The following is a 23,586-nucleotide window of genomic DNA, read 5'->3' on the forward strand; positions in this document are numbered from 1 at the left end:
TCGTTCGTATCGGCGCGCCGACCGAGAGCGAAGCCGGCGGTCAGTCAGGCGTTCTGCATCGCCCGGATGATGTCGGGCGCCTCGTCGAGCGCTTCGTCGAGGGCGTCGACATCGGGACCGCCACCCTGGGCGAAGTCGGGCGGTCCGCCGCCGCCACCGCCGACGCGGCTGGCGAGTTGCCCCACGATTTCGCCGGCGTTGACGCCGATGTCGTCCGGGACGCCGACGACGAACTGGGCGCTGTCGCCAGCGCCGCTTCCGAGGACTGCGACGGCGCCGTCGTCGACGATGGCGTTCGCCGTCGCGCGCAGTTCGTCGGCGTCGGCGTCCATTCGCCGGATGACCGCGGTGATGCCGCCGATGTCGACTTCCTCGCCTTCGGCGGCCGACGCCCGCACTTCGGCGAGTTCCTCCTTGAGGCGGTCGATCTGTTTACCTCGTTCCTTCCACTCCTCGAAGAAGCGCTCGGCCGTCTCCGGCACGTCCTCGGGGGAGACATCGAGGACGTCGGCGGCGTCGTAGAGGGCGTCCTCCGTGCGCTGGGTCGCCTCGATGGCGGCGTCGCCGGCCGCGAAGACGATGCGTTCGACGCCGTCCTGAACGGGTTCGGTCGTGATGATCTTGATCGCGCCGATGTCACCCGTCCGGGAAACGTGGGTGCCGCCACACGCCTGGACGTCCTCGTCGACCTGAATGAGGCGGATGGTCTGGCCCGGCGGGACGCCGCCCTGATAGAGGTCGAAGCCGTGCTCGGACTCGGCTTCGTGCCGGTCAGCCCACGCCTGAGTGACCTGCTGGTTGTCCATCACGACCTCGTTGGCGACGCGTTCGATCGCTTTGACCTCCTCGCGGGTGATGCGCTGGAAATGCCGCACGTCGAGGCGCGCCTGCTCCGTGCCCTTCTGGGCGCCCGCCTGCCGGACGTGTTCGCCGAGCACTTCGCGGGCGGCGTAGCCGACGACGTGGGTGGCCGTGTGGTGACGCATCAGGCTGAAGCGCCGGTCGGCGTCGATCCGGCCACGGACGAACTCGCCCTTTCCGGGGTTCTCGTCCGTGCGGTGGAGGATCACGCCGTCACGGCGCTGGACGTCGGTGACCTCGACGGTCGTCTCGTCCGTCGAGAGGACGCCACGGTCGGCCGGCTGGCCCCCGCCCTCGGGGTAGAACATGGTCTGGTCGAGCACCACGTCGTAACCGTCGTCGCGCTCGAAGACGTCGAGGACGACCGCTTCGAACTCCGTGCGCTCCTGGTCGTCGTAGAACAGGCGGTCGGTGTCGGGGATGTCGTCGAGGCGCTCGTCGCGACTGGTCGCCGCCTCCGGGCCGCCGCCCGTCTCGTGGCGCTCCGCGACCAGCCCGTAGAAGTCGTCGGGGACGTCCACCTCGGCGCCGAACTCCGCAGCGATGTCCGCGACCATGTCCGGCTGGAGCCCGTGGGAGTCGTAGAGTTCGATCAGCGTCTCCCGCGGGATGGGGTCGCCGGCCTCGGCGTACTCCTCGGCGATGCTCTCGACCTTGCGAGTACCGCGTTCGAGCGTCTCCTTGTACTTGCGCTCCTCGGTCCGCACCATGTCGCGAATGGTGTCGCGGTTGGCGTACCCCAGGCGTTCGGCCTGCATGTCCACGAGTTCGTCGAGCGGGGCGTCGATACCCAGCGAATCGACCAGGCGCTTCGTGCGCCGAAGCACCATCCGGGCGAGATAGCCCGTGCCGACGTTCGAGGGGACGATACCGTCGCCGAGCATGTACGCGAGCGTCCGGCAGTGGTCGGCGATGGCGTAGATGTCTTCCAGGGGTTCGAGCAGGTCGGCGAGTTCGTCGGCGGAGACGCCGAGTTCGTCGGCCACCGCCGCGCGGGCGGAGGCGAGGTCCTCGACTTCGTCGATGTCGAGATAACCCGAGAGGCGGGCGGCCTCGCGGATGAGCTGTTGTTCCTCCTCCGTATGATCGATTCCCGCGTACTCCGTGAGGAAGTCGATCATCTCGGGGTAGACGGCCTCGTACACCGTCGAGGTGCCCTGACTCATCCACGTCCACCGCTCCAGCCCGTAGCCCGTGTCGACGATGTAGGTGTCCATCGGGCTGTAGCGGTTGCCGTCTTTCATCTCGTACTCGCCCTCGGGGTCCTGCTCCATCGACATGAAGACGAGCGTGGCGAGTTCGAGGCCGCGGTAGATGACCTCGAAGGCGGGGCCGGCGTTGCCGCCGCCGACCCACGGATCCTCGATGTACGTGATCTCTTCGGGGTCGGCACCCATGTGTTCGAAGAAGTCGTCGCAGTATTCGACCGTCTCGTCTTTCCAGTAGACCTCGCCCTCGTAGGCGTAGTCGCCCTCGGCGTCCTCGCGGGCGTTGAAGGCGTGGTGGGCCATCATCTCGAAGGCCATCGTGTGCCGGCCCGTCTTGCCCACGTTGTCGATGTCCTGCATCCGAATGCAGGGCTGGGAGATGGTGAGCGGGTTCGCCGGCGGCGGCGTCTCGCCCGACGTGACCAGGGGCTGGAAGTCGTAGATGGAGGCCTGGGTCAGCAACACGTCGTCGCGCCAGCGGTTCGCCGCGACGGGATAGGGGTCGATGCGCTCGTGGCCGTGGTCCTCGAAAAAGGAGAGAAAGGCCTCGCGCATCTCCTCGAGCGTGTAGGACTCGTCGAACCCGGGGTTGCCGATGAACGAGTAGTCGTCACAGGGTGGTTCCCCGCAGGTGTCACGCTCCGCGTCGCGCGCCCAGAAATGCACGCCACACGAGGCACACTCCAGGCGGGTGAACCCCTCTTCCTCGAAGTAATCGAGGCGATAGGCGTCTTCGAGTTCGCTCATTACACCCAGTTGGCCCGTCTCCGCCTAAAACAGTTCCGGGAACGGGTGTCTCGCGCCGCGAGGCTAGTCGTCCGCGAGCGCCAGCGCCGCCAGCATCGCCTCGAGTTGGACCCGCTCGTTCGCGCCCTCCGTGATGCGGTAGTCGGCCTCGCCGAGGCGTTCCATCAGGCGGACGGTGCGGCGCTCGTCGATGTCGAACTCCCAGGCCGAGCGGTGGAGCTGGTCGATGACATCGCCGCCGGCCATCCCGGAGTCGACCAAGAGCGTCTCGAGCGTCGACCGCGCCCGCTGGAAGTCGCCTTCGATGGCGGCCTCGACCATCGACTCGACCTCCTCAGGGCGGGCGGTGCTGGTGACCATGTACACCGCCTCGTCGTCGACGGTGTCGCCCGTCGTCGCGGCCGCCTGAAGCGTGTTGATCGCCCGCCGCATGTCGCCACCGGCGGCGTACACGAGGGCGTCGAGGCCGTCGTCGGTCATCTCGATGCCCTCGGTTTCGGCGATCTCCCGAACCTGCGCCGCGATGGCGTCGTCGGACAGCGGCGAGAATCGGAAGACGGCACACCGCGACTGGATCGGGTCGATGATGCGACTCGAGTAGTTACACGAGAGGATGAAGCGGGTGTTGTCGGAGAACTGCTCCATCGTGCGTCGGAGCGCTGACTGGGCGTCCGAAGTGTTGTGGGTCAGAATCCCGTTAGCGAGCATGAAGTTCGGCGTCCCCTCCATGCTGATGTTGTAGGCTTTCCCGCGGTGGCTGTACCCGATGCGGTTGATGCCCACGGTTCGAACCGCTTGTTTGCCACCGTCCGAAAGGACTGAGGGCTCGAACTCCGATCGCTCGGAGTGTTCGTGATGGGGGAGGTCACCGTCACCGATGACGACGAAGGTGTATTCGTCACCGTACGTTTCCAGGAACTCTTCTACCTTCTCCGTCTGTCCCCACAGTGCGGCGACTCCTTTGACTTCGATTACCGTATCGCCGAGCAAGAAGTCGGGGTGGTACACCGAGTCGGAGAGTTCGAACGACGGTTCGTACTCGTATTCGATATCCGCGTCCTGTAACGCCTTCCCGACTTCGTACTCCCAGTCTGACCGAACGAGGTGGCCGAGTTCCTCGCTGTGTCTGACGTTGCCACCGGTCGGCTCGTGGCCTTTTAGAGCATCCGAAACTTTCTGTGCGACTTCGGGGTCGCGCATCGGATTGTTGTCGCCACTGATATCACAGACGGGATAGTCACAGTTCTCGACGCTCTTTTCGATGATAGCTGCCTTCTCATCGTCGTCCAGAGCGGCCCACCATTCGGCCGAAGCGGTCCCGATGTCTTCTTTCACTCTGTCGGGGTCGGCGTCGACGACCCACTCCTCCCACGGAGTTCCGGACCGCATCTCGCTGATCGTTTCACGGACCCGCTCGACCGTCTCCTCGTCCATCTCCCAGGCGTTGACTCCGTGGAACTCTCCGCCGTAGTTCGGATTGTCTTCGCCTGCAAACCGCCCATCCGAGAGTTTCTCGACGATCTTGCTTCGCCGCTCATCCGACCACGTTGTCCCGTGCATCGGATTCTTCTCGCCGCGCATCTCGCGGCTGTGTCCCTCATTCTTGCAGTCGACGGAACAGAACTGACCTGCAGTCCAGGCGTCGCAGATGTCACACTGCGACACACCGATATCATCTTTGAAATCCGCGATCTCGTCACCGGGGGAGAGTTCCCAGAGTTCTTTTTCAACGAGGACCCCGTTCTCGTCGACGACGAAGAACGGGTGGGTCAGGCTTGCCAGAATCGTCCGTCCATCCTCCAGTTCGATTTCGAAGAAGTCCGCAACACCGGAATCCACGAGTGTTCCCTTGTCGGACTGTATCTCGTTCGTCTCGAAATCGACAGATGGGATCGGCTCACCGTCCCGTTTCACCTCCTCGATCGGCTTCACTTCCGGTTTCGATGGATATCCCGTAACCACCTCGGTCCCTGGCGGCACGCACAACGAGTCTGCCTCGTCGAGAAATATAATGCGGTAGTCGTAGCCGCCGAACGCGGACCGGGCGAAGTTCTTGATCCGGTCGCGCACTACGTCGATGCCGCGCTCGTCGGAGGCGTTGAGTTCGAGGAAGTTGCCCCGCCAGTCGTCGCCGTACATTTCACGGGCGATAGCCGTGGAACAAGTGGTTTTTCCCACGCCTGCAGGCCCTGAAAATAAAAGGTGCGGCAGGTCGTCGCGCTCGATGTAGCTCTGCAGGCGGTCGACGATGTCCTCCTGTCCCTTCACGTCGTCGAGGGTCTGCGGGCGATACTTCTCGATCCATATCTCGCGTCCCGCGGACGACCCCTCGTCCTCGCTCATACCGAATATAGGGGGTGGTCCGCACATAAACTCCCCGAGACGGGACCCGAACGTTCAGGGCGATCCACCCCCTTCATCCGTCCATGCCGACGGTACGCACCGAGGTGGTCGGGGAGGGCGTCGAGGAAGTTTCCCTCGACGCCGAGGCCACCTACGGCGACCTGCTCACGGCCCTGGGATTCAGCGCCCACGAGGCGGCGGTCATCGTCGACGGATCGCCAGTACCCGAGGACCGACGGATCGGCGCCGAGACGGACGAGGTGCGCGTCCTCCGTCTGGTCAAGGGCGGCAGCGACGCGGCCGGCGTCACCGTCCGTCCCGCCGACGACGACGACCATCTCGACGTGATGCGCGTCGTCGACGGCGCGGTGCTGGCGGCCGACGGCGAGACGGTGCGGGCGCGCATCGACGACGGCGAGGTACTGGTGGCGACGGCCGACGGAAGCGTGGTCGGCGCACTCGTCCACGACGACGGCCACGTAACGGCGGTTGCGGTGCGGCGACGCCGCCGCAGTCAGGGTATCGGCACCGCGCTCGTGATGGCGGCGCTCGACCGACAGGAGACGCTCACCGCCGACTTCGACCCCGGTGTGCGACCCTTCTACGAGTCGCTGGGGTTCGATATCGAGGCGGAGGGCGACGGGGACCGCCTCCACGGACAGCGCGAACGACGTGACCCCTAACCGCGCAGGCGACGCGAGCAGGCGACGCTCACCTCGTCGGCCCAGTAGAGCAGGGCCACCGTGAGCAGGAAGACGAGCGTCGAGAGATCCCACGCGAGGCCGGTGAGCGTCGATCCGAACAGCGTCGTCGCACCGAGCAGCGGGAGGATGATGGAGAACGTACAGCCGACACAGGAGACGAGGCCGAGGGCGCCGGACAGGACCGCCCGCGTCGCGTCGAGCAGGCGCGCGTAGACGAGATACGTCATCGCGACGTAGCCGACGACCTTGAACGGGACGAGCGAGAGGCGGAGGTGTGGCGTCCCGTAGACGACGGCGGGCCCCCAGCCGGGAACGTTCCAGTGAATCGACGACACGGCGCCGCCGGGAAGCGGGTCGAGACCCACGAGGAGGACGCCCCCTGCCCAGAACAGGAGGCCGAGATACGCGCCCGCAATCGCGACGGCGACGGTCCGCTGTCGGCGGTCGACCGACGGCGTGTCGGTGCGGAGCATCGCCCACACCCCGACGTTGATCCAGACGAAGGGGTAGACGACGTAGCGCGGTTCCGTGACGACGACATCGGTCGTCGCGAGATACGCCGTGACGACGGCGATTTCGGCGGCGAGCACGAGACACCACCAGCGGATGGCGGCCGTCTCGGTCGCGAGGCGGCGTCGGAGCCGCGTCAGCGGGCCGTAGGCGCTGCTCACGCGACCACCTCCGAGACGATCACGCGCACGCGGCGCTCAGACATGGCTAGAGAGTCCGTTTGGAGGACTATGACCGCTTCGACTTCACAGGTGGGCCTCGACCAGGTCCCGCCCCGCGTCGAGCAGTTCGTCGACGCGGGCACGACTCCCGGCCTCGGCGTAGACGCGCAGTTTCGGCTCGGTGCCGCTGGGGCGGACCAGCACCCACGACCCGTCATCGAGGAGGAGTTTGAACCCGTCGACGGTGACCACATCCTCGACGGCGTGGCCGGCGAGACGGTCGGGGATGGCGTCCCCGAGCGACGCGATGACTCCCGCCTTGCGGTCGTCGGGGCAGTCGACGCTCACCTTGTCCGCGACGATGTCGCCGTGGGTGTCGAGCAGGCGGTCGACCCGGTGGTCCATCGGTTCCGCGGCCGCGACATCGGCCGCCAACAGCGCCATCGTGACGCCGTCCTTCTGGGGGATGTGGCCGCGGACGGTGAACCCGCCCGACTCCTCGCCGCCCATCAGGGCGTCGTGGTCGACCATGGCTTGGGCGACCCACTTGAAGCCGACCGCCGTCTCGAACACGTCCTCGCCGCGGGCCTCGGCGATGCGGTCGATGAGGAAGGTGGTGGAGACGGTGCGGACGGCCGGTCCCGACCGATCCTCGAGCAGTGCGTCGTAGACGGCGGCGAAAAACAGGTTCTCGTCGAGGAAGCCCCGTTCGGGTGTGACGACGGCGATGCGGTCGGCGTCGCCATCGTTCGCGATGCCCAGGTCGGCGTCGTGGGTTTCGACGGCGTCGACGAGGCCACCGAGGTTGTCCGCGCTGGGTTCGGGGCTGACGCCCCCGAAGTCGGCGTCGCGTTCACACCGCCGGCGGATCACCGTCGCGCCCGCGCCCTCGAGGAGTGCGTCGGTGACTCCGCGCCCACTGCCGTGGATGGCGTCGTAGACGACGGTCAGCCCGGAGCAGTCGGCGTCGGTCACCGACCGGGCCTGGGCGGCGTGGGCGTCGACGAGATCGACTCGGTCGGTCGATCCGCGCGGGCCGTCGTCACGCGGTTCGGCGAGGCGGGCCTCGATGGCGTCCGTCACCGCGGGCAGCGCCGGCGCGCCGTCGTCGGGGATGAACTTCACGCCGTTGTACTCGGGCGGGTTGTGCGAGGCGGTGACCATCAACGCGCCCGCGAGGTCACGGTCGACGACGGCCCACGCGACCACGGGCGTCGGACAGTCACGCTGTGGAAGGAGCACGTCGAAGCCGTTGGCCGCGAGCACGTCGGCCAGCGATTCGGCGAATCCCTCCGAGGTTTCCCGGGCGTCGTAGCCGACGGCGACCGGAGCGTCGCGCCCCGCGTCGTCGAGATAGTCCGCGACCGCCTGGCCGACCATCCGCACGCGGTCGTCGGTAAACGTCTCCAGGCGGGCGCGCCACCCGTCGGTACCAAAGGAGATGGCGTCGTCCATACGCTACCCTCCCGGGCGGCCGTCAAAAAGGCGTCGTGGTCCCCGGTCCGACGACGTGAACGAACGTCCAGTTCCGGGGCACGAGCGAAACAGTATTATCGATCATTATAGTATCGCCGCTGTGGGGTGAGACCATGCCACTCGTCAAGACCCTCAAACAGATGTTCACCGCCGGCGAGCGCGCTGTCTACCGGTGTGACGCGTGTGGCGAGACGTTCGAGGCGGTCGTGGACGCGGAGGACCCGTCGTGTACAGCGTGTGGCGCCACGGAAGTGCGACAGATCAACCGTCTGTGACTCGTCGACACGGAGGGCTACGCGTCGTCGGCGTTCGTCTCCGCGTCGGCGACGAGTCGTTCTTTGGCCCGTCGCGAGAGGGATTTGATCTCGTGTTCCCGGCTCATCGCCGCCGAACGAGTCTCGTAGCGTTCGGTGTAGCGGAGTTCGACCGGGGTCCGCCCGCGGGTGTATTTCGCCCCCTCGCCGGCGTCGTGTTCCGCCACGCGTCGCTCGACGTCGGTCGTATAGCCCGTGTAGTAGGTACCGTCGCGACATTCGAGGATGTAGACGTAGTGCATTGGTGGGGTGGGGGAGTCCCGGGCGGATAAGCGTTCCACACGCGCCGATCGCGTTGGGGACTGGCCGCGGTATCGGTGGGGTCACGCGGCGGGCGTGGACGGCGGCTTCGCGTGGTGATCGAACGGCGCTGCGGCGTCACGCGTTCGGGGCGCGGCGTCTGGGGACTTCGGCGATACCGGCGGTCGCCGAGCAGCTTGGACAGACGAGGAGTCGCCCACTCGCGTCGGCGAACACCCGCGCGAAGCGCTCCGAGACGGGCGACCGCAGTGATCGCAACGTGCCATGATGACGCCGGCTACCACCGGTGCCGGCATCGCGCGTCGACCATCGCGCGGCCGATGGTCTCACACGCGTAAATGGCTGCTGCGCTGGCGGGGGGATGGAAACGAACGTCCAGAAACGGAGCGGAAAGCCGGAGATATCGTTCTATTCGGAGCGTGAAGCGTCGACAGCTCGAGCGATCAGGCCCGCCTGCGCACCGGCGCTGAACCCGTTGTCGACGTTGACGACCGAGAGCACCGTACACGACTGGAGCATGCCGGCGAGCGCCGCCTCGCCGTCGCCGCCGAAGCCGTAGCCGGTCGAGACGGGGAGGCCGATGACGGGCGTGTCGACGAGTCCGGCGACGACGGTCGGGAGCGCTCCCTCGCGGCCGGCGGCGACGATGGCCGCGTCGGCCGCGCGGAGGGTTTCGAGATGATCGAGGACGCGCCCGAGGTGGGCCACGCCGACATCGTCGACGCGGTCGACCGTCGCGCCGATCGCTCGGGCGAGGACGGCCGCCTCTCCTGCCGCCGCTGCGTCCGAGGTGCCGCCGGTGACGATGGCGACCGTCGCGTCGAGCGACGGTGGCTCGAAGTCGGGCAGCTGCGCCACGAGCGCCCGGGCGCGTTCGCGGTGATCGACGGTCACGTCGTCGGGAAGACCCTCGGTGACGGCCGCGACGGTGGCGTCGTCGGCCCGCGTGATCAGCACGCGGCCCGTCGTCTCCAGCGCCGCGTCGGCCAACGCCACCACCTCCGCGGGCGTCTTGCCCTCGGCGAGCACCGCCTCGGGAATCCCCCGGCGCTGCTCGCGCGCCGCGTCGAACCGCCCTGCCCCCGTCGTGGCGTAGCCGGCGAGCCGGGCCTCCGCCTCCGACGGCGAGAGGTCGCCCCGCGCCACCGCATCGAGAATGTCGCGCATACCGGCTGTCCGGCCGTGAGCCACTCGTAGGTGTCGGTTCGGCGTCGATGGCGGCGTCACGCAGGCGGGGCAGGCCGCTCGGCATCCCGGCGTCACGGCCGATTATATTATATACGTGGAACAAAATGCGCGAGAACGGCCCTGTAGGGGTATGTGCGGCCGATTTGGGAAATCTTATTAATAAGGCCAGGCATGTGTAGTCCGTATGGCAGACCTTATTGTCAAAGCCGCCGTCAAGGAAGCGTTCGAGGACAAAAACGTTGCTTCGGACTTCTACGAAGCCCTCGACGAGGAAGTCGAAGAACTGCTCGCCGACGCCGCCCGGCGCGCCGAACAGAACGATCGGAAGACGGTCCAGCCGCGCGACCTCTAATTCGGCGGTTCAGACCCGCTTCGCGACTTTTTTGCCAGGGGCGACGCCCGTCAGTCGTGACGCTCCGCCGTGCGAACTGTAACGCCGTCCTCGTGACCGACGTGTACCTCGTCGGCGAGACCGACGAACAACCCGTGTTCGACGACGCCCGGGATCGCCGACAGGTCGGTCGCCAGGGCGGCCGGATCGGTGATCGGCCCGAACGCGCAGTCGACGACGAGGTTCCCGTTGTCGGTCACGACGGGGCCGTCCTTCCGCTCGGCCGCCCGAACCGTCGGCTCGCCGTCGAGCGCGCGCAGCGCTCGGATCACCGTCGACCGGGCGTCCGGTAACACCTCGACCGGGACCGACCGATCCAGCGCCGCCGACTCCTTGGAGGGGTCGACGACGACGACGAACCGCTCCGCTGCGGTGTCGATCACCTTTTCGCGGGCGTGAGCCGCGCCGCCGCCTTTGATCAACGCCAGGTCGTCGCTGACCTGATCGGCGCCGTCGATGGCGATGTCGATCCGGTCGACGGCGTCCAGGGCGACGACCGGGATGCCGACCTCGCGGGCCAGATCCCGCGACGCGTAGGAGGTCGCGACTCCCTGAACGTCGAGGCCGTCGTCGACCGCCCGCCCCAGCGCACGGATGGCGTGGGCGGCGGTACTGCCCGTCCCGAGGCCAACCGTGTCGCCGTCGGTGACGAGGGCGGCGGCGTGTTCCCCCGCGCGACGCTTCGCCGCGTCCGAACCGCCGGGCGTCTTCATGGCCACGCCTGCGTGGGCGGCGGGCAAAAACGACCCGGTCGGTGACGGGGTCACGGCCACCCGAGCACCACGTTCACACGCTACCGAACGCGAACAGGCTACCGTCAGTCGTGATGGCGTAGAGATAGCCGTTGGCAGCCATCACGTCCACGATCGGGTCGTATATCTCCTGTCGCCAGCGCTGGGTCCCGCTTGCGGCGTCGACGGCGGCCAGCGAGAGTCGGTTCGTCGTCGGATCGCTCCGGCCGACGCCGAAGAGGACGTCGCCGACGAATATCACGTCGCCGTGGACGCCGAAGGGCAACGACCAGCGTTCCGTCCCCGACGCCGTATCGAGGCCGTGAAGCGTGCGCCGCGTGCCGTAGACGGCGGTGCCGTCGGCCACCGCGAGCGTGGCCGGGCGGACGCCGGCCTCAGCGGGCGCGCTCCAGCGGCGCTCGCCGGTCTCGGCGCCGAACCCCACGAGTCCGTGCCCGGTCGTGGCGACGACGACGCCGTCCGAGACGGCGAGTCGACCGACGGGGCCGTCGAGCGACGCCTGCCACCGAACGCCGCCGACCGACGGGTCGACAGCGTACAGGTGGCCGCTCTCGGTCGCCTGGTCGCCGTCCGGATAGCCCGTGCCGACGTACGCGACGCCGTCGCCGACGGCGGCCGCGCGGATGTTACGGTCCCGGCGATCCGCCTCCCGAACCCGGTTCGGCGTGAACGACCAGCAGTGGTCGCCCGTCCGGGCGTCGACGACGCGGTACGCTTGCTGAGTGGGGATCATTAGACTCGGCCCCGCGCTGGCCAGTTCGCCGACGAACCGCCCGGGTAGATCGTACGTGGTCACCAGCGACCCCTCCGCGCGGTCGATGGCGACGATGCGGGCGTCGTCCTGGGTGCCGAACGGGACGTACACCGCCGATCCGGCGACGACGGGGGGACCGATCGGCGTCGCATCGATTCGGTGGCGCCACTGGATCTCCCCCGTGAGTCGAGGGTCGTGACACAGCACGGCCGACTGCGGCACGCTCGGGTCGGCGTCGGCGTCCGCGGCGACGAGGTAGACGAACTGGTCGTCGGCTACGGGGAAGGTGACCTGGGCATCGAGTGCCGACATCGTCCACCGTTCGTTGAGCGGAAACGCCGTGGGACCGTTGACCGCGGGCGCGGCGTTGGTCCCCGACGGATCACGGTGGGTCATCGGCCACGTCCCGTCGGCGATGGATGCGGCGCCCAGCGAGCAGGCGCCCGATCCTTGCTCGAACGAGGGGTTCGCGTCCTGCGCGCCGACGGGGTCGGATGACGCCGTGGTCGTGACCGGTGGCTCTGTCGTCGCGGCTCGTGGCGACGACGTCGCGTCCGCCGTCGCGGAGCGCCCGCCACACCCCGCGGTCACACCGCCGACGATGGCGGCGAGCCACCGCCGGCGTGTGAACGTCTGTCGTGGCATGAGTCACCACTGCACAGAGTTCGGCGAGTAAAGGTGTTCCGCCTCGTTTCCGTGCCAACCGCGTGAGAAAAAACGGGTTACAGCCGGTCGCGGACGGCCTCGGTGTCGTAGGAGAGGGTGAGCGACCGCGACCGTCCCCGTCCCTCGACATCGGCGTAGTCGGCTTCGATCACGCCGAGCTGGTCGAGTTTGTTGATGATCTCGGCGTAGCGCGTATAGCCCAGGTCCGTCGCCTCGTGGAACGCCTCGTACACCGTGCCGGCCTGTTCGCCGTCGTGGTCGGCGATGGTCTCGACCAGGGCGCGTTCCGACTCCGAGAGCTCGCGCAGACACCGGGAGAGGTGGACGTATTTCGACTTGTCGTAGGCCTCCTCGACGTCGTCGGTGCTGATGGTCTTGCTGGCGCGCATCTCGGCGTTGAGTCCCGCCCGCCGCAACAGGTCGATGCCGACCCGGAGGTCGCCGCTCTCGGCGGTGAGTTCAGCCACGCGGTCGAGTTCCTGCGGGCCGATGACGCCGTCGTGGAACCCGCGGTCGACGCGCTCTTGCAGGATGTCGACGATCTCGTCGGCGTCGTACACCGGGAAGTACACGTCCTCGGGGCGGAAGACGCTCTGCACTCGCCCGTCGAGTTCGTCCAGGATGTCGAGGTTCAGGTCCGAGGAGACGACGATCACCCCGATACGGGCGCCCGCGTTCCCCTCGTGAGCGCGCAGCAGGGAGTAGAGCGTATCGGACGCCTCGTTCTCGTAGAACAGGTAGTTCACGTCGTCGAGCGCGACCACCAGCACCTCGTCGTCGTCGACCAGACGGTCCGTGATCTGGCCGAACAGTTTCTTGAACGAGATGCCCGAGGAGGGGGGTTCGTAGTCGAAGACGTGCTCGAACACCCGCGAGAAGACGGCGTAGCGCGTCGAGTCGAGCTGGCAGTTGACGCGGACGGTCCGCACCCCGGGCTGGCCCGACAGTTCGCCGAACAGTTTCAACACCGCCGTGGTCTTGCCCGTCCCCGGTGGTCCGCGAACCATCGTGTTGAGCGGACGAGAGCCACGCACCGCGGGACGAAGCGCGTATTTCAGGCTCTCGAGCTGTGTCTCGCGGTGGTCGAACGTCTCGGGAACGTAGTCGATTTCGAAGACGTGTTCGTCCCGAAAGACGGACTCGTCCCACGACAGCATCCCCTCGTCGGGGTCCTCTGTCATCACTTTCACCTCGCCCGTGTGACCACTTAAGGATTGTCGCGGGGCGAAAAAACCGGAGCGCGCGGCGGCGCTACTCTTCCGTCTCGGCACCGGGCGCGTTGCGCTTCACGCTCTCAATGGCGTCGTGGGCCCCGCTTCGGGAGTCGTAGCCCTCGCCGCTGTCGCCGAGGATGTTGCCGTTGCGGTGGCGGAGTCGCCACCGCCACTCGCCCGCGTTGTCCTCGTACACTTCGAAGGCCGCGTAGCCGACATCGAGGACGTCGGCGTTCGGCGCGTACGACTGGATGCGTTCGACCGCTTGCCGCGCGCCGTCTTTCGACGCGTAGCCTTCGCCGCTGTCCGCGATGATTTCGCCGTTCGATGCGACGAGTCGCCATCGGTACTCGCCCGCCTTGTCCTCGAAGATTTCGAATGTTTGACTCATGTTTGGTGTTGATTGCTGGGTTGGTCGTCGTACTGTCGGCTGTAACTGTAGGGAACGATTCGCACCCCGAGGTGCCGAACCGTTCCACGACTTACAGCCATCAGTATCAGTCCTGTTCCTCGATCGAGGCGTCGCCGGCGCCCTCGCGGACGCTGTCGGCGGCCCGGCGCGCGTCACGCCGCCGGGTGTAGCCCTCGCCGCTGTCGGCGAGGACGTTCCCGTTCTTGTGGACGAGTCGCCACCGCCACTCGCCGCCCGCGTCGCGGTAGAGTTCGAACGATGCGGGATCGAACTGGAGATACGCCGCGGGGGCGACGTTGCGCTGGACGCTCTCGGTGGCGCGTTCGGCGTCGCGACGGCGGGTGTAGCCCTCGCCACTGTCGGCGAGGATGTTGCCGTTCTCGTGGACGAGTCGCCACCGGTACTCGCCGGCCTCGGCCTCGTACACCTCGAACGCCGCCTGTGACTCGTCGGCCAAGTCGGGGAGGTTGGGCACCTCCGCGTCGTCGGCGACGGTCTCGATATCGAGCACCGCGGCGCCGAGCGCGTTGGCGCGGACGCTCTGCATGCCCTTCTGGGCGTTGTGCTTGCGCGTGTAGCCCTCACCGCCCGTGGCGACGACGTTGCCGTTGCGGTGGCGGAGTCGCCACCGCCACTCGCCGGATCCATCCTCGAACACCTCGAACTGCGCCTGACTCCGGCGGAGCGAGGCCAGTTCGGCTTCGAGGCGGTCGCGCTCCGCGGCCGCCGTCTCGGCCTCGGTCTCGCTCGCTTCGCGTTCCGCCGCGAGTTCCGCCTCCAGACCGGCCGTCCGGGCGTCCGTCGCCGCCGTCGCCTGGGTGAGCAACGGGATGAGGATCCCGCCAATCCCGATGATGGCGACGCCGACCGCGTACAGCGCGATGACGCCCGTGTTCCCCGTCTGGACGCTCCAGTTCGCCGGGAAGGCGAGGAGGAACCAGACGACAGCCAGGAGACAGACCGCGAGGCCGAGGTGGGTCGTGTAGGTGGCCATCCGACGCAACGGGAGGCGGATGATCGGTCCGGCGACCAGAAGCGCCAGGCCGATGCCGCCGAGGGCGATGCTCGCCTCCCGCAGCCCCGTCGCCGGCGTGCTCGGCAGGAAGAGGACGATGCCGACGACGCCAGCGAGAAGGCCAACCACGAACAGCCAGTACCCGCGGACTTCGTCGGCCGTCCGGGGGATCCCGACTCGCCGGGCATACAGCCCGGAATGGTCCTCCGTCATACATGTGTAAATTAATATATTAGGAAATAAAGGTGATGGGCGCGTCGCCGACACTGGCAGTTTCTTTCAGAATTTCCGCAGAAGCCGCCGGTAGAAGTCGTCCCCGCCGTCCGCCCGTTGACCGTCCGACTCCGTCGCGAGTTTCTCCACGATGAGTTCGGGCGTCGAGCGCGCCAGGTGGTCCGTCACGGGCGACCGGTTCACCTGGAGTTCGCCGTCCACGAGGCCCACGGCCTCGATCCCGTCGACGGCGACATCGGTGGCGGCGGCGTCCCGGATTTCGCCCGCGAGATGGGAGACGAAGACGGCGGTAACGGCCTGCCCGTCGAGGGCTTCGAGGATGCCTGCGATGATCTTCGCGCTCGCGCCGGGTTCCGTGATGCTCTCCAGTTCGTCGACGAGGACGAGACGGGAGTCGGTGCCCGCCGCGAGGGTGGCGAAATCCTGCAGCGTCGCCTCGAACGCGCCGGCGTCGAGGGTGCCCTGGCTCTTGGCGTAGTAGTGGAGTTCGTCCACGCGCTCGACGCGGGCCGAGTCGGCGGGCACCGGCAATCCCATATGGGCGAGCAGCGCCGTCAGCGCGAGCAGGTCGAGCGTCGAGGTCTTCCCCCCGCTGTTGACGCCGGAGAGGAGGGTAACGCCGGAGACGGCGTAATCGACAGGATCGACCTCGTCGAAGGAAACGTCGAGCAGGGGCGAGCGCCCGCCCTCGACGGCGATGCCCGTGACATCGTCTGCGATGTCGGGGAGCGTACACTCGAAGTCGGACGCGAAGCGCGCAAGCGCGAGTTCAACGTCGCGTTCGAGCGCCGCCCGTACCAGCCGGTCGGCAGGGTCGCGGAGGTCCCCCAGGTCGTCGGCCAACTCGGCCTTGAGTCGGGCAGCGCGGCGGTCGCGCGCAGCCGTGAGTTCGGTGCGGAGGCGGGCGACGGCGTCGTCGTCGCGCTCCAGGGGAAAGGTGGGGTCGCCGCCGAAGACCCGGGCGGCCAGGTCGGCCTCCGTCTCGGCCAGGTCGAGGCTGTCGACGAGGTGGGCGTGCGCCTTCTCGACCGCGCGGTCGAACGCGTCGGCGAGTTCGCGTTCGAGGAGCGTATCGACCCGCGCGCCCTGTTCGACCAGCGAGAGGAAGTCGGTTCCCTCGATGGTCACGTCGCGCTCCCGGATGGCGTCGCGGAGATGGTCGTTGGCGACGGATTCGGCCGTGCTCACGGCGGCGTCCAGGTCGTCGACGGCACGGGTCAGGCGGTCGAGATCGTCGTCGCCGACGGGGGTGCCGTCGTCGTCGAGACGCGAGAGGGCGTCCCGGAGCGCCGCCAGGTCACAGGGCGGATCCATCCCCGCGGCGTCGTGGACGCGGGCGGCCGCCAAGAGGCTATCGCGGTTCGCGGCGAAAAAGCCGAGCAGTCGTTCGGGCACCACCTCTTCGGGATGGTCCAGCGCGTCGGGGCGGACGCGCACGTCGCCGTCGACATCGACCCCCGCGAACGCCTCGTCGAGGGCGACGACCGTCGCGTAGGAGCGCGCGAGTTCCGCGAGGTCGCGGGCGTCGTCGACGACCTCGACCGAGAGTTCCGGGATGGCGTCGCTGGCTTCGGCGTACATCTCGGCGTCGGTGGTCGCGAGACAGCGGTCGCGCACCCGCGTCGGGGCCGGCGTCGAGAGCGGTTCGACGCCCGCCAGCGCGTCGAGGACCGCGGGGTCGACATCGTGGTCCATCGCCCGGTCGACGAGCGACCGCACCTCCGTGATGCGCGATTCGGCGCCGGTGGGGACGAACGTCTCCACCCGCCGCGCGGCGTAGTCGGTGACCGTCCGCTCCTGCAGGAGCGAGAGGATGTCCTCGTAGATGTCGCGAGCGCGGTCTGTCGCGAGGAAGTCACCGTCGGCGCCGTGTTCGTGGCGGATGGCCGCGCGGGCGATGGCCGCGGCTCGGCCCGACGAGATACCGGGCGCCGCCGCGAGTGCGGCCACGTCGCCCTCCCGCAGCGCCCGTTCGGGGTCAGCGAGGTCGGCGAGGGCGGCCGCCGTCTTCTCGCCCACACCCGGGATGGCCGTAAACTCCATACGAGGGAGCATATCGCCGCGTCGGGCAAAACGTTGCGGGTCGACAAGGTTTATGTCCGGAGGACGCCGTAGCGCCTGTCCCGATAGCGGCGGTCGGCGTTCGGCCGCCGGAGGTCGAAACCATAGACGAGCGACGCATCAGCCACCGACTCGAGCGCGTGATGCGTGGACTCGAACTGGGAACCGCAGGACTGGTCGTCGTCCTGTTCGCCATCGGCGCCGTCGACTTCGGGCTCCAGATACTCGAACTGGGGACCTCCGGCCGGGTCACCGACCCGCAGACGGTCGTCGGCCTCATCGACACGGCGCTGCTCCTGTTCATCATCGTCGAGGGGTTCCTGACCGTCATCGCGTACAGTCGCGACGAGTCCGTGGTCCGCATCGTCCTCGGCGCCGGCCTCATCGCCATCGCTCGGAAGATAATTGTGATATATACCACCATTGTATCATAATTTACGGCATAGCAGACCGCACCGCTATGTATAAAAATTATAAGCTGTTTTTTTAATTACCCCCAGATCGATATGTGATGCCAGATAAGACGCGCCGTCGCGTCCTGCAGAGTACTGGGATAGCACTGACTGCCGGCCTCGCAGGCTGTAGCGCGGGTGGTGCTGGTGGTGGTTCTGATAGTAGTTCTGGGGACGGGTCCGGCGGATCCGGCTCAACCGCCGGATCGTCGAGCAACGGCTCTGAACCAGTCACGTTCCTAGAGACGCCGGGTGAGACTCCAGGGGACACTGAAGAGATGTGGGAGCCGTTCCAGGAGTATCTCGGCTCGGAAGTCGACGGGCTGAACCTGGAGGTCAGTTTCGCCGATAGCACCTCGGGAATCGGTCAATCTCTCCTCAACGACCAAGCCGAGTTGACGCGCAGCGACATCGTCATGCTCGCGAATCCCGAGGAACTCGACGTCGTCGGCATCGTCGAGGAGGGTGGTGCTGCAGTGTATTTCGCTGGAATCGCGACCCGCCCGGATTCCGATATCGAGGAGCTTGCTGATCTCGAAGGGGAGAGCATCGTGTTCGCCGACCGGCTCTCGACGAGCGGGTCGCTGTATCCCAACTACATGCTCCACCAAGCCGGCCTCGACACCGGAGAGGCACCGTACGGCGATCCGGTCGACTACAACGGCACGTGGACGAGCGGCCAAGCTGGTGCGATAGAAAACTTCCTCAACCGGGACGAGTTCGCCGCCGTCGGCTGTGACATCGCGGTTCTCCTAGAGTACATTTCGGAAGACCAGTGGCCGGATCGAGTTCGTGAACAATCCGGCCGATGGGACGACAATGTCGGGTCGAGTTCGACGGAACTGGAACTGGTCGAAGCGTCGCAATCGCTTCCCTTCTCGCCTATCATCGCACGCAGCAACTGGGAACACCCGCTGCGATCCGACATTGAAGAGGCGATCGTCTCGATCCAGGAGGGCACGCTTCGGGAACCAGATGGTGACGTGGACAACCCGATCAGTGCAGTCACACCGGGTAGTCAGGAGGATTACCAGCCGATTCTCGACGTAATCGATACGCTAGGCATCGACCTGGGAGATCTCTAGCTATACATGGGTCTTCGCGTGCAGGATGTGACAAAAGAATACGGGGACACGACGGCCTTGTCAGACGTCTCCTTCGAAATCCCCGACGGGAGCTTTGCCGTCCTACTCGGAGAGTCCGGTGCTGGCAAGTCAACGCTGTTGCGGATCCTCAACGGGTTGACCGAACCCACCTCGGGGAGCGTATATCTCGATGGTCAGAAAATCACCAACTCGAGATCGGACATCGGAATGGTGTTTCAGCAGCACAATCTCGTCGACGAGCTGAGTGCCTACGATAATGCTCTGACCGGGACATTCAATCGGACTGGATTCCTTCGGAGCCTGCTCAATGTACAGCCTGCCGAGGATCGAGAGCTCGCACTAGAGGCACTGGACACAGTCGGATTGCTCGACGAGGCAGGCCAGAAAGTGGACCGTATGAGCGGGGGCCAGCAACAACGCGTCGGAATCGCACGCGCGCTGGTCCAACAACCTGCGCTCCTCCTCGCCGACGAACCCGTCGCCAGTCTGGACCCTGCCAGTGCTGAGACGGTGATGACGTACTTTCGTGAGACTGCAAAAAAGCGCGACCTCACGACGCTGGCAAGCCTCCATCAAGTCAATATCGCCCGGGAGTTCGGCGAGCAGTTTATCGGTTTGAAAGAGGGTGAGGTGATGTTCACTGGCTCACGCTCGGAACTCACATCCTCGATTCTCAAGGAGATATACGGTGAGATCCAGACGGAGGAACTCCGCGAAGGAACTGAGGCTACCGACTCGAACGAATCCACACAGAGCGAAACTGCCAGTATCGGAGTCGAATTATGAGTACTGATAGCGATCGCCTCGTCGAGAGGCTACGTCGACGATTCCTCGGTGGGAGTCGAGAAAATACAGCCATCAAACAACGGTACAGCGAATTGAAGCGTGCCCGACTGGTACGTCGGCTGTCTCAATCAGCGCTACTGGCTGGCATTGCGGTACTGCTGTACGTGTCATTGAACGCAGCCGGATTCTGGAGTACAGAATGGGTGGAGTACTGGCCTCAGTTCGTCGAGGCACTCGCGCTGTACTTCCCGCCGAAGCTGTATTTCGACCTACTCCCCTTCGTCGATCTCGGCCGCTACTACCAGTTCATGAAGGAAGCTGGGCTGGTAGGAGAAGCTGGAATCACGCTGGCAATTGCGCTCGCGGGTACGATTATGGGCGCGCCGCTGGCACTGCTGTTCGGTATCCTCGGAAACGAGCGGGTCACCCCGTTTCCACTCAATTTCTTCTTCCGAGGCGTGATGAGTATCATCCGGTCCATCCCGGCACTCGTCTGGGCGATAATATACGTCCCTCTGGGTGGTATCACTCCCGTAACCGCAACGCTCGCCCTCGGTACAGACACTATCGGAGAACTAGGCCGACTACTCACCGACGAGCTTGAAGAGGTCGATGACGGACCCATCGAAGGAATCAGAAGCACTGGCGCAGGCAAGCCTCAAATAATCACGTTCGGGATGCTTCCACAGATGGTTCGACCGTTCATCGCGTGGGCAATGTTTGTTCTGGAGAATAACGTCCGGTCCGCCGTCAGTCTCGGTATCATCGGCGCGGGTGGTCTCGGAGTGACGCTAACGATCGAGCAACAAACCTTTCAGTTCACGAATATGATGGCGACGATTCTATTCATAGTGGTACTCGTCATCTCCGTTGAAATGATTAGTCAGCGAGTACGCTCTTATCTCCGTGAGGGCGACGATGTGGAACAGCTGAGCGTCTATCAACTAGTTGTTGGGTTCCCTAAACGGATGTCTAACTCGCTACTCAAATAGACGGATGGCCGCGCCTTACTCCCCTCAGCAATAGCATACACATTGATATGATTGGTCTCAACGTCTGCGTCTAGTACGGTAGACAACGCGCTTTTGCCCGTCGGCGCGGTAGAGACGCTAATGACATGGAGCCTCGACGCGAAACTCGACGCTGCGCGGGCGGCGCTGGCCGAGCGCGACGGCGTGGTCGTCGCCTTCTCCGGTGGCGTCGACTCCAGCGTCGTCGCCGCCCTCGCCCACGACGCCCTCGGCGACGACGCGGTGGCGTGTACGGCCCGGAGCGAGACCCTCCCCGCCGAAGAACTCGACGACGCCGCCCGCGTCGCCGACGAAATCGGCATCCGTCACGAGACGGTCACCTTCTCCGAACTCGACAACCCCGACTTCGTCGCCAACGACGACGACCGGTGTTACCACTGCCGGACGATGCGCCTCGGGCGGATGTACGACGTGGCCCGTGATCTGGGGTACGGGACGGTGTGCGACGGGACGAACGCCTCCGACCCCGGCGAGGGCCACCGGCCCGGCCTCCGCGCCGTCGAGGAACTCGAAGTGTTCTCGCCGTTGCTCGCCCACGACCTGACGAAAGCGGACGTGCGGGAGGCCGCCGAGCGATACGGCCTCTCGGTCGCCGACAAACCCTCGATGGCGTGTCTCTCCTCGCGCATTCCGACCGGCCTGGAGGTCACCGAGGAGCGCCTCACGCGCGTCGAGAAGGCCGAACGCCTCCTGCGGACTTGGGGCTTCTCGCAGTTCCGCGTCCGCGACCACGACGGCCTCGCCCGCATCGAAGTCGCGCCCGACGAACTCGACGCGGCGCTCGACCGGGAGTTCGTCCGCGCCGCCCGCGAGCATCTCAGCGACGTGGGCTTCGACCACGTGACCCTCGACCTGCACGGCTACGAGACGGGGAGCGTGAGCCCCGAGAGCGAGGAGTCTGAGCCAGTGGTCGAGGACGTGTTCGAGCAGGAGTATCCGGTCAACGAGGACTGAGCGATAACTGTAGCGCGTTACGTCCCAGCCGGCCCGATACCGTGGAAGGCATCACGGGCACTCACGTACACGGCGCCATCGACCGGCGTGACGTGGTGGACGATCCGACCCGCCGTATCCTGTACCTGTACGTCCTCAGTTTGAATCGACCAGAGTGATTCGAGGCCAGCGGTTGCGTCAAACGCGAACACCGTCCCATCGGCTGCAGCGTACACCACGTCGCCGACGCGGCCGACCGGCCACGCGCGTTCGGGATTCGTCACCACGACCGACCCGTCCGACGGGTCGAGTGCGGTCAGCCCATCGTCGGTGAGCGTGTAGACGACGTCGCCCGCGACGACCGGCGTCGGGTCGACGTCGGCGCTGCTCCTGTCGAGCGCCGTTCGCCACCGAACCGTCCCGTCGTCGGTCGTGACGGCCACGAGGTCGCTTCCCGCCTCGGTTTCGGAGACGACGTACGCCGTTCCGGCGTCGACCGCGGGACTGCCCCGTTCGCTCGGCGCGTCCGCCGCGACGTACGCCGCCTCGCCCGTCGCGCTGTCGACGGCGTGGAGACCGTCCACGTCCCCGACAAACACGAGACCGTCAGCAACGGCTGGCGTCAGCGTCGCCGGGTCGGCCGCGTCGTACTGCCACACCGATTCTCCGCTCTCCGCGTCGAACGCGCGAAGTTGTGGGCGGGCGTCGTCGAAGCCGACGGTCGCGACGAAAACGAGGTCGTCGGCGACCGTCGGCTGTCCACGAATTCCGTTCATCGCGGGGCCACGCCACCGTTGCTCGCCGCTCTCCGCGTCGAAGCAGAACACCTCGATGAACGTGTTCACGAAGATGCAGCCGTCAGCGACGGTCGGCGGAGGGTTCACGCCGTATTCGACCAGCGAGCGCCGGGTGGTGACCGCTGCAGTCGTGGGGTCGCGGTACGTCAGTTTCGTGGCACCCTCACCCCTGCTCCGCGTGTTGTAGAGCGTCCCGTTCGAGACGGTCGCTGCACCGCCGGCGTCGAGTCGCCAGTACTGCTCGCCGTCCCGCACGCCGCTGCCGTCGAGGTTGGCCCCCGTGTTCGCGGCGTCGAAGCGATACGACGGCCACTCGCCGTCTGGGTCAAGCGGCGGCGACCCCGGCGGTTTCGTGTCGACGCGCTCGTCGACCGACGAGCCGGCACAGCCGGTGGTCGCCACGCCGAGACCGAGGACCGCGTTCCGGAGGATGGAGCGGCGCGACTGCTGGAGCATGCTCGGCCATTATCCGCTCGCGGTAAGTGTCTTGTTCGTCCCCAGTTCGTTGCCTCGCCGCCGACTACGCGGTCGGGGCGTCCAGAAACCCGGTGTGATTTTCGGCGACGACGGTCGCTTCGTCGTCGGTCACGTGGAGTTCGTTCAGCGCGCAGTTGTGCTGTTCGCCCTCGGTGACGGCCGTGGCGATGTCGCGCCCGGTGACGGCGCCGAGGAGGAGATAGAGCGGGCCGCCGTGACAGACGACGGCCACCGTCTCGTCGGCGGCGCTCTCGGCGACGACTCGCTCCCAGCGGGCGAGGACACGTTCGTTGAGGTCGCGGAGGCTCTCGCCGCTCTCCGGGCGGGCGTCGACTGCGTCCTGGCCGGCGCGCGGAATCGACAGACGGTCGTGGGTCTCGAAGACGGCCTCGCGGGGGAGTCCCTGGTAACGGCCGAAGTCGCGTTCGCGCCACGCCGACTCGAACGTCGGCTCACGGCCCACGGCGTCGGCGAGGTGGTCGGCGGTCTGTCTGGCGCGTCGGAGGTCCGACGCGAGGATGCGGTCCACGTCGTAGTCGGCGGCGACGGCGTCGGCGAGCGCCCGGGCCTGGTCGTGCCCGCGGTCGGTCAACGGCGTCGGCGCCCACCCCTGCAGGCGGCCGTCGCGGTTCCACATGGTCTCGCCGTGGCGGGCGAGCAAGAGGGTCGTCATGGCGTCGGCTACGACGGTCGGATACAAGAGCGTTCCTCGGGACGATGGAGAGGCGACAT

General features: G+C 66.7%; 19 protein-coding genes and 5 pseudogenes. 8 read left to right on the forward strand and 16 right to left on the reverse strand.

Annotation, left to right across the window (positions count from 1 at the left end; all coding sequences use genetic code 11):
• Window positions 1–44: 44 nt before the first annotated feature.
• From alaS to MXB53_RS15760, 4 genes and pseudogenes are all read right to left on the reverse strand, one after another.
• Window positions 45–2,816 carry an alanine--tRNA ligase gene (alaS, locus tag MXB53_RS02880; protein WP_248895706.1) on the reverse strand — a complete coding sequence of 924 codons (2,772 nt, stop codon included), beginning with the start codon at window positions 2,814–2,816 and terminating at the stop codon, window positions 45–47.
• Between the two features lie 63 nt (window positions 2,817–2,879).
• Window positions 2,880–3,494: pseudogene (locus MXB53_RS15750) on the reverse strand (replication factor C small subunit); the annotation flags it as partial.
• A gap of 3 nt (window positions 3,495–3,497) precedes the next feature.
• Window positions 3,498–4,796 (reverse strand): annotated as a pseudogene (locus MXB53_RS15755) (replication factor C small subunit); the annotation flags it as partial.
• 3 nt (window positions 4,797–4,799) lie between these two features.
• Window positions 4,800–5,159 (reverse strand): annotated as a pseudogene (locus MXB53_RS15760) (AAA family ATPase); the annotation flags it as partial.
• Between the two features lie 83 nt (window positions 5,160–5,242).
• Between MXB53_RS15760 and samp2 the strand changes: the two are divergent.
• Complete coding sequence (gene samp2, locus MXB53_RS15765; protein WP_345779689.1) at window positions 5,243–5,842, forward strand: ubiquitin-like small modifier protein SAMP2; 600 nt, start codon at window positions 5,243–5,245, stop codon at window positions 5,840–5,842.
• Here the strand turns inward: samp2 and MXB53_RS02900 are convergent.
• Both MXB53_RS02900 and MXB53_RS02905 read right to left on the reverse strand, forming a co-directional pair.
• Window positions 5,839–6,534 (reverse strand): DUF7546 family protein, encoded by a 696-nt coding sequence (locus MXB53_RS02900; protein ID WP_248895708.1) that lies wholly within the window; start codon window positions 6,532–6,534, stop codon window positions 5,839–5,841. The genes samp2 and MXB53_RS02900 overlap by 4 nt on opposite strands.
• Before the next feature lie 84 nt (window positions 6,535–6,618).
• A complete protein-coding gene (locus tag MXB53_RS02905) occupies window positions 6,619–7,989 on the reverse strand; it encodes a phosphoglucomutase/phosphomannomutase family protein (RefSeq protein ID WP_248895709.1) in 1,371 nt (456 codons plus the stop codon).
• A gap of 134 nt (window positions 7,990–8,123) precedes the next feature.
• Between MXB53_RS02905 and MXB53_RS02910 the strand changes: the two genes are divergently transcribed.
• Entirely contained in the window at window positions 8,124–8,285 is a 162-nt protein-coding gene (locus MXB53_RS02910; RefSeq protein WP_248895710.1) for a zinc ribbon domain-containing protein, read from the forward strand.
• Window positions 8,286–8,302: 17 nt separating this feature from the next.
• Here MXB53_RS02910 and MXB53_RS02915 read toward each other — a convergent pair whose 3' ends face one another.
• The 3 genes and pseudogenes from MXB53_RS02915 to larB all read right to left on the reverse strand — a co-directional run bounded on the left by MXB53_RS02915 (window position 8,303) and on the right by larB (window position 9,752).
• Window positions 8,303–8,566, reverse strand: coding sequence for a GIY-YIG nuclease family protein (locus MXB53_RS02915; RefSeq protein ID WP_248895711.1), 264 nt, complete (start codon window positions 8,564–8,566; stop codon window positions 8,303–8,305).
• 136 nt (window positions 8,567–8,702) lie between these two features.
• Window positions 8,703–8,851, reverse strand: a pseudogene (locus MXB53_RS15920) (DUF7563 family protein).
• Window positions 8,852–8,993: 142 nt separating this feature from the next.
• On the reverse strand, window positions 8,994–9,752 hold the full coding sequence (gene larB, locus MXB53_RS02920) for a nickel pincer cofactor biosynthesis protein LarB (RefSeq protein WP_248895712.1): 759 nt from the start codon (window positions 9,750–9,752) through the stop codon (window positions 8,994–8,996).
• Window positions 9,753–9,957: 205 nt separating this feature from the next.
• On the opposite strand from larB, the gene MXB53_RS02925 reads away from it, so the two are divergent.
• A complete protein-coding gene (locus tag MXB53_RS02925; protein WP_248895713.1) occupies window positions 9,958–10,125 on the forward strand; it encodes a DUF1931 family protein in 168 nt (55 codons plus the stop codon).
• Window positions 10,126–10,175: 50 nt separating this feature from the next.
• Here MXB53_RS02925 and rpiA read toward each other — a convergent pair whose 3' ends face one another.
• From rpiA to MXB53_RS02950, 5 genes and pseudogenes are all read right to left on the reverse strand, one after another.
• Window positions 10,176–10,877, reverse strand: coding sequence for a ribose-5-phosphate isomerase RpiA (gene rpiA / locus MXB53_RS02930; protein WP_248895714.1), 702 nt, complete (start codon window positions 10,875–10,877; stop codon window positions 10,176–10,178).
• A gap of 73 nt (window positions 10,878–10,950) precedes the next feature.
• Window positions 10,951–12,315, reverse strand: a complete 1,365-nt coding sequence (locus MXB53_RS02935) for a PQQ-binding-like beta-propeller repeat protein (protein ID WP_248895715.1) — start codon at window positions 12,313–12,315, stop codon at window positions 10,951–10,953.
• A 77-nt stretch (window positions 12,316–12,392) separates the two neighbouring features.
• Window positions 12,393–13,517: an ORC1-type DNA replication protein gene (locus tag MXB53_RS02940; protein WP_248895716.1), complete on the reverse strand. Its 1,125-nt coding sequence runs from the start codon at window positions 13,515–13,517 to the stop codon at window positions 12,393–12,395.
• A 70-nt stretch (window positions 13,518–13,587) separates the two neighbouring features.
• A pseudogene (locus tag MXB53_RS02945) lies at window positions 13,588–15,190 on the reverse strand (DUF1508 domain-containing protein).
• 66 nt (window positions 15,191–15,256) lie between these two features.
• On the reverse strand, window positions 15,257–17,254 hold the full coding sequence (locus MXB53_RS02950; RefSeq protein WP_248895717.1) for a MutS-related protein: 1,998 nt from the start codon (window positions 17,252–17,254) through the stop codon (window positions 15,257–15,259).
• Window positions 17,255–17,415: 161 nt separating this feature from the next.
• Here MXB53_RS02950 and MXB53_RS02955 point away from each other — a divergent pair, with 161 nt between their 5' ends.
• The 5 genes from MXB53_RS02955 to larE all read left to right on the forward strand — a co-directional run bounded on the left by MXB53_RS02955 (window position 17,416) and on the right by larE (window position 21,601).
• Window positions 17,416–17,706, forward strand: coding sequence for a phosphate-starvation-inducible PsiE family protein (locus MXB53_RS02955; protein WP_248895718.1), 291 nt, complete (start codon window positions 17,416–17,418; stop codon window positions 17,704–17,706).
• Between the two features lie 77 nt (window positions 17,707–17,783).
• Window positions 17,784–18,809 carry a PhnD/SsuA/transferrin family substrate-binding protein gene (locus tag MXB53_RS02960; protein ID WP_283102224.1) on the forward strand — a complete coding sequence of 342 codons (1,026 nt, stop codon included), beginning with the start codon at window positions 17,784–17,786 and terminating at the stop codon, window positions 18,807–18,809.
• A 6-nt stretch (window positions 18,810–18,815) separates the two neighbouring features.
• Window positions 18,816–19,616: a phosphonate ABC transporter ATP-binding protein gene (gene phnC, locus MXB53_RS02965; RefSeq protein ID WP_248895720.1), complete on the forward strand. Its 801-nt coding sequence runs from the start codon at window positions 18,816–18,818 to the stop codon at window positions 19,614–19,616.
• Window positions 19,613–20,608 carry a phosphonate ABC transporter, permease protein PhnE gene (gene phnE / locus MXB53_RS02970; RefSeq protein ID WP_425601187.1) on the forward strand — a complete coding sequence of 332 codons (996 nt, stop codon included), beginning with the start codon at window positions 19,613–19,615 and terminating at the stop codon, window positions 20,606–20,608. The genes phnC and phnE overlap by 4 nt, the downstream gene beginning before the upstream one ends.
• 120 nt (window positions 20,609–20,728) lie before the next feature.
• Window positions 20,729–21,601 carry an ATP-dependent sacrificial sulfur transferase LarE gene (larE, locus tag MXB53_RS02975; RefSeq protein WP_248895721.1) on the forward strand — a complete coding sequence of 291 codons (873 nt, stop codon included), beginning with the start codon at window positions 20,729–20,731 and terminating at the stop codon, window positions 21,599–21,601.
• A 17-nt stretch (window positions 21,602–21,618) separates the two neighbouring features.
• Here larE and MXB53_RS02980 read toward each other — a convergent pair whose 3' ends face one another.
• A complete protein-coding gene (locus tag MXB53_RS02980; protein WP_248895722.1) occupies window positions 21,619–22,833 on the reverse strand; it encodes an outer membrane protein assembly factor BamB family protein in 1,215 nt (404 codons plus the stop codon).
• Between the two features lie 64 nt (window positions 22,834–22,897).
• The gene (locus MXB53_RS02985; RefSeq protein ID WP_248895723.1) at window positions 22,898–23,527 is read right to left on the reverse strand and encodes a histidine phosphatase family protein; all 630 of its coding nucleotides are present in this window, start codon (window positions 23,525–23,527) and stop codon (window positions 22,898–22,900) included.
• Window positions 23,528–23,586: the final 59 nt, after the last annotated feature.

This window comes from Haloplanus sp. XH21 (assembly GCF_023276355.1).
Lineage (GTDB): Archaea > Halobacteriota > Halobacteria > Halobacteriales > Haloferacaceae > Haloplanus > Haloplanus halobius.

What these genes read in the sequence shown, in the direction of transcription:
- alaS (WP_248895706.1), bottom strand. Translation starts at nt 2,816, where the DNA reads ATGAGCGAACTCGAAGACGCCTATCGCCTCGATTACTTCGAGGAAGAG.
- samp2 (WP_345779689.1), top strand. Translation starts at nt 5,243, where the DNA reads ATGCCGACGGTACGCACCGAGGTGGTCGGGGAGGGCGTCGAGGAAGTT.
- MXB53_RS02905 (WP_248895709.1), bottom strand. Translation starts at nt 7,989, where the DNA reads ATGGACGACGCCATCTCCTTTGGTACCGACGGGTGGCGCGCCCGCCTG.
- MXB53_RS02910 (WP_248895710.1), top strand. Translation starts at nt 8,124, where the DNA reads ATGCCACTCGTCAAGACCCTCAAACAGATGTTCACCGCCGGCGAGCGC.
- MXB53_RS02915 (WP_248895711.1), bottom strand. Translation starts at nt 8,566, where the DNA reads ATGCACTACGTCTACATCCTCGAATGTCGCGACGGTACCTACTACACG.
- larB (WP_248895712.1), bottom strand. Translation starts at nt 9,752, where the DNA reads ATGCGCGACATTCTCGATGCGGTGGCGCGGGGCGACCTCTCGCCGTCG.
- MXB53_RS02925 (WP_248895713.1), top strand. Translation starts at nt 9,958, where the DNA reads ATGGCAGACCTTATTGTCAAAGCCGCCGTCAAGGAAGCGTTCGAGGAC.
- rpiA (WP_248895714.1), bottom strand. Translation starts at nt 10,877, where the DNA reads ATGAAGACGCCCGGCGGTTCGGACGCGGCGAAGCGTCGCGCGGGGGAA.
- MXB53_RS02935 (WP_248895715.1), bottom strand. Translation starts at nt 12,315, where the DNA reads ATGCCACGACAGACGTTCACACGCCGGCGGTGGCTCGCCGCCATCGTC.
- MXB53_RS02940 (WP_248895716.1), bottom strand. Translation starts at nt 13,517, where the DNA reads ATGACAGAGGACCCCGACGAGGGGATGCTGTCGTGGGACGAGTCCGTC.
- MXB53_RS02950 (WP_248895717.1), bottom strand. Translation starts at nt 17,254, where the DNA reads ATGGAGTTTACGGCCATCCCGGGTGTGGGCGAGAAGACGGCGGCCGCC.
- MXB53_RS02955 (WP_248895718.1), top strand. Translation starts at nt 17,416, where the DNA reads ATGCGTGGACTCGAACTGGGAACCGCAGGACTGGTCGTCGTCCTGTTC.
- MXB53_RS02960 (WP_283102224.1), top strand. Translation starts at nt 17,784, where the DNA reads ATGCCAGATAAGACGCGCCGTCGCGTCCTGCAGAGTACTGGGATAGCA.
- phnC (WP_248895720.1), top strand. Translation starts at nt 18,816, where the DNA reads ATGGGTCTTCGCGTGCAGGATGTGACAAAAGAATACGGGGACACGACG.
- phnE (WP_425601187.1), top strand. Translation starts at nt 19,613, where the DNA reads ATGAGTACTGATAGCGATCGCCTCGTCGAGAGGCTACGTCGACGATTC.
- larE (WP_248895721.1), top strand. Translation starts at nt 20,729, where the DNA reads ATGACATGGAGCCTCGACGCGAAACTCGACGCTGCGCGGGCGGCGCTG.
- MXB53_RS02980 (WP_248895722.1), bottom strand. Translation starts at nt 22,833, where the DNA reads ATGCTCCAGCAGTCGCGCCGCTCCATCCTCCGGAACGCGGTCCTCGGT.
- MXB53_RS02985 (WP_248895723.1), bottom strand. Translation starts at nt 23,527, where the DNA reads ATGACGACCCTCTTGCTCGCCCGCCACGGCGAGACCATGTGGAACCGC.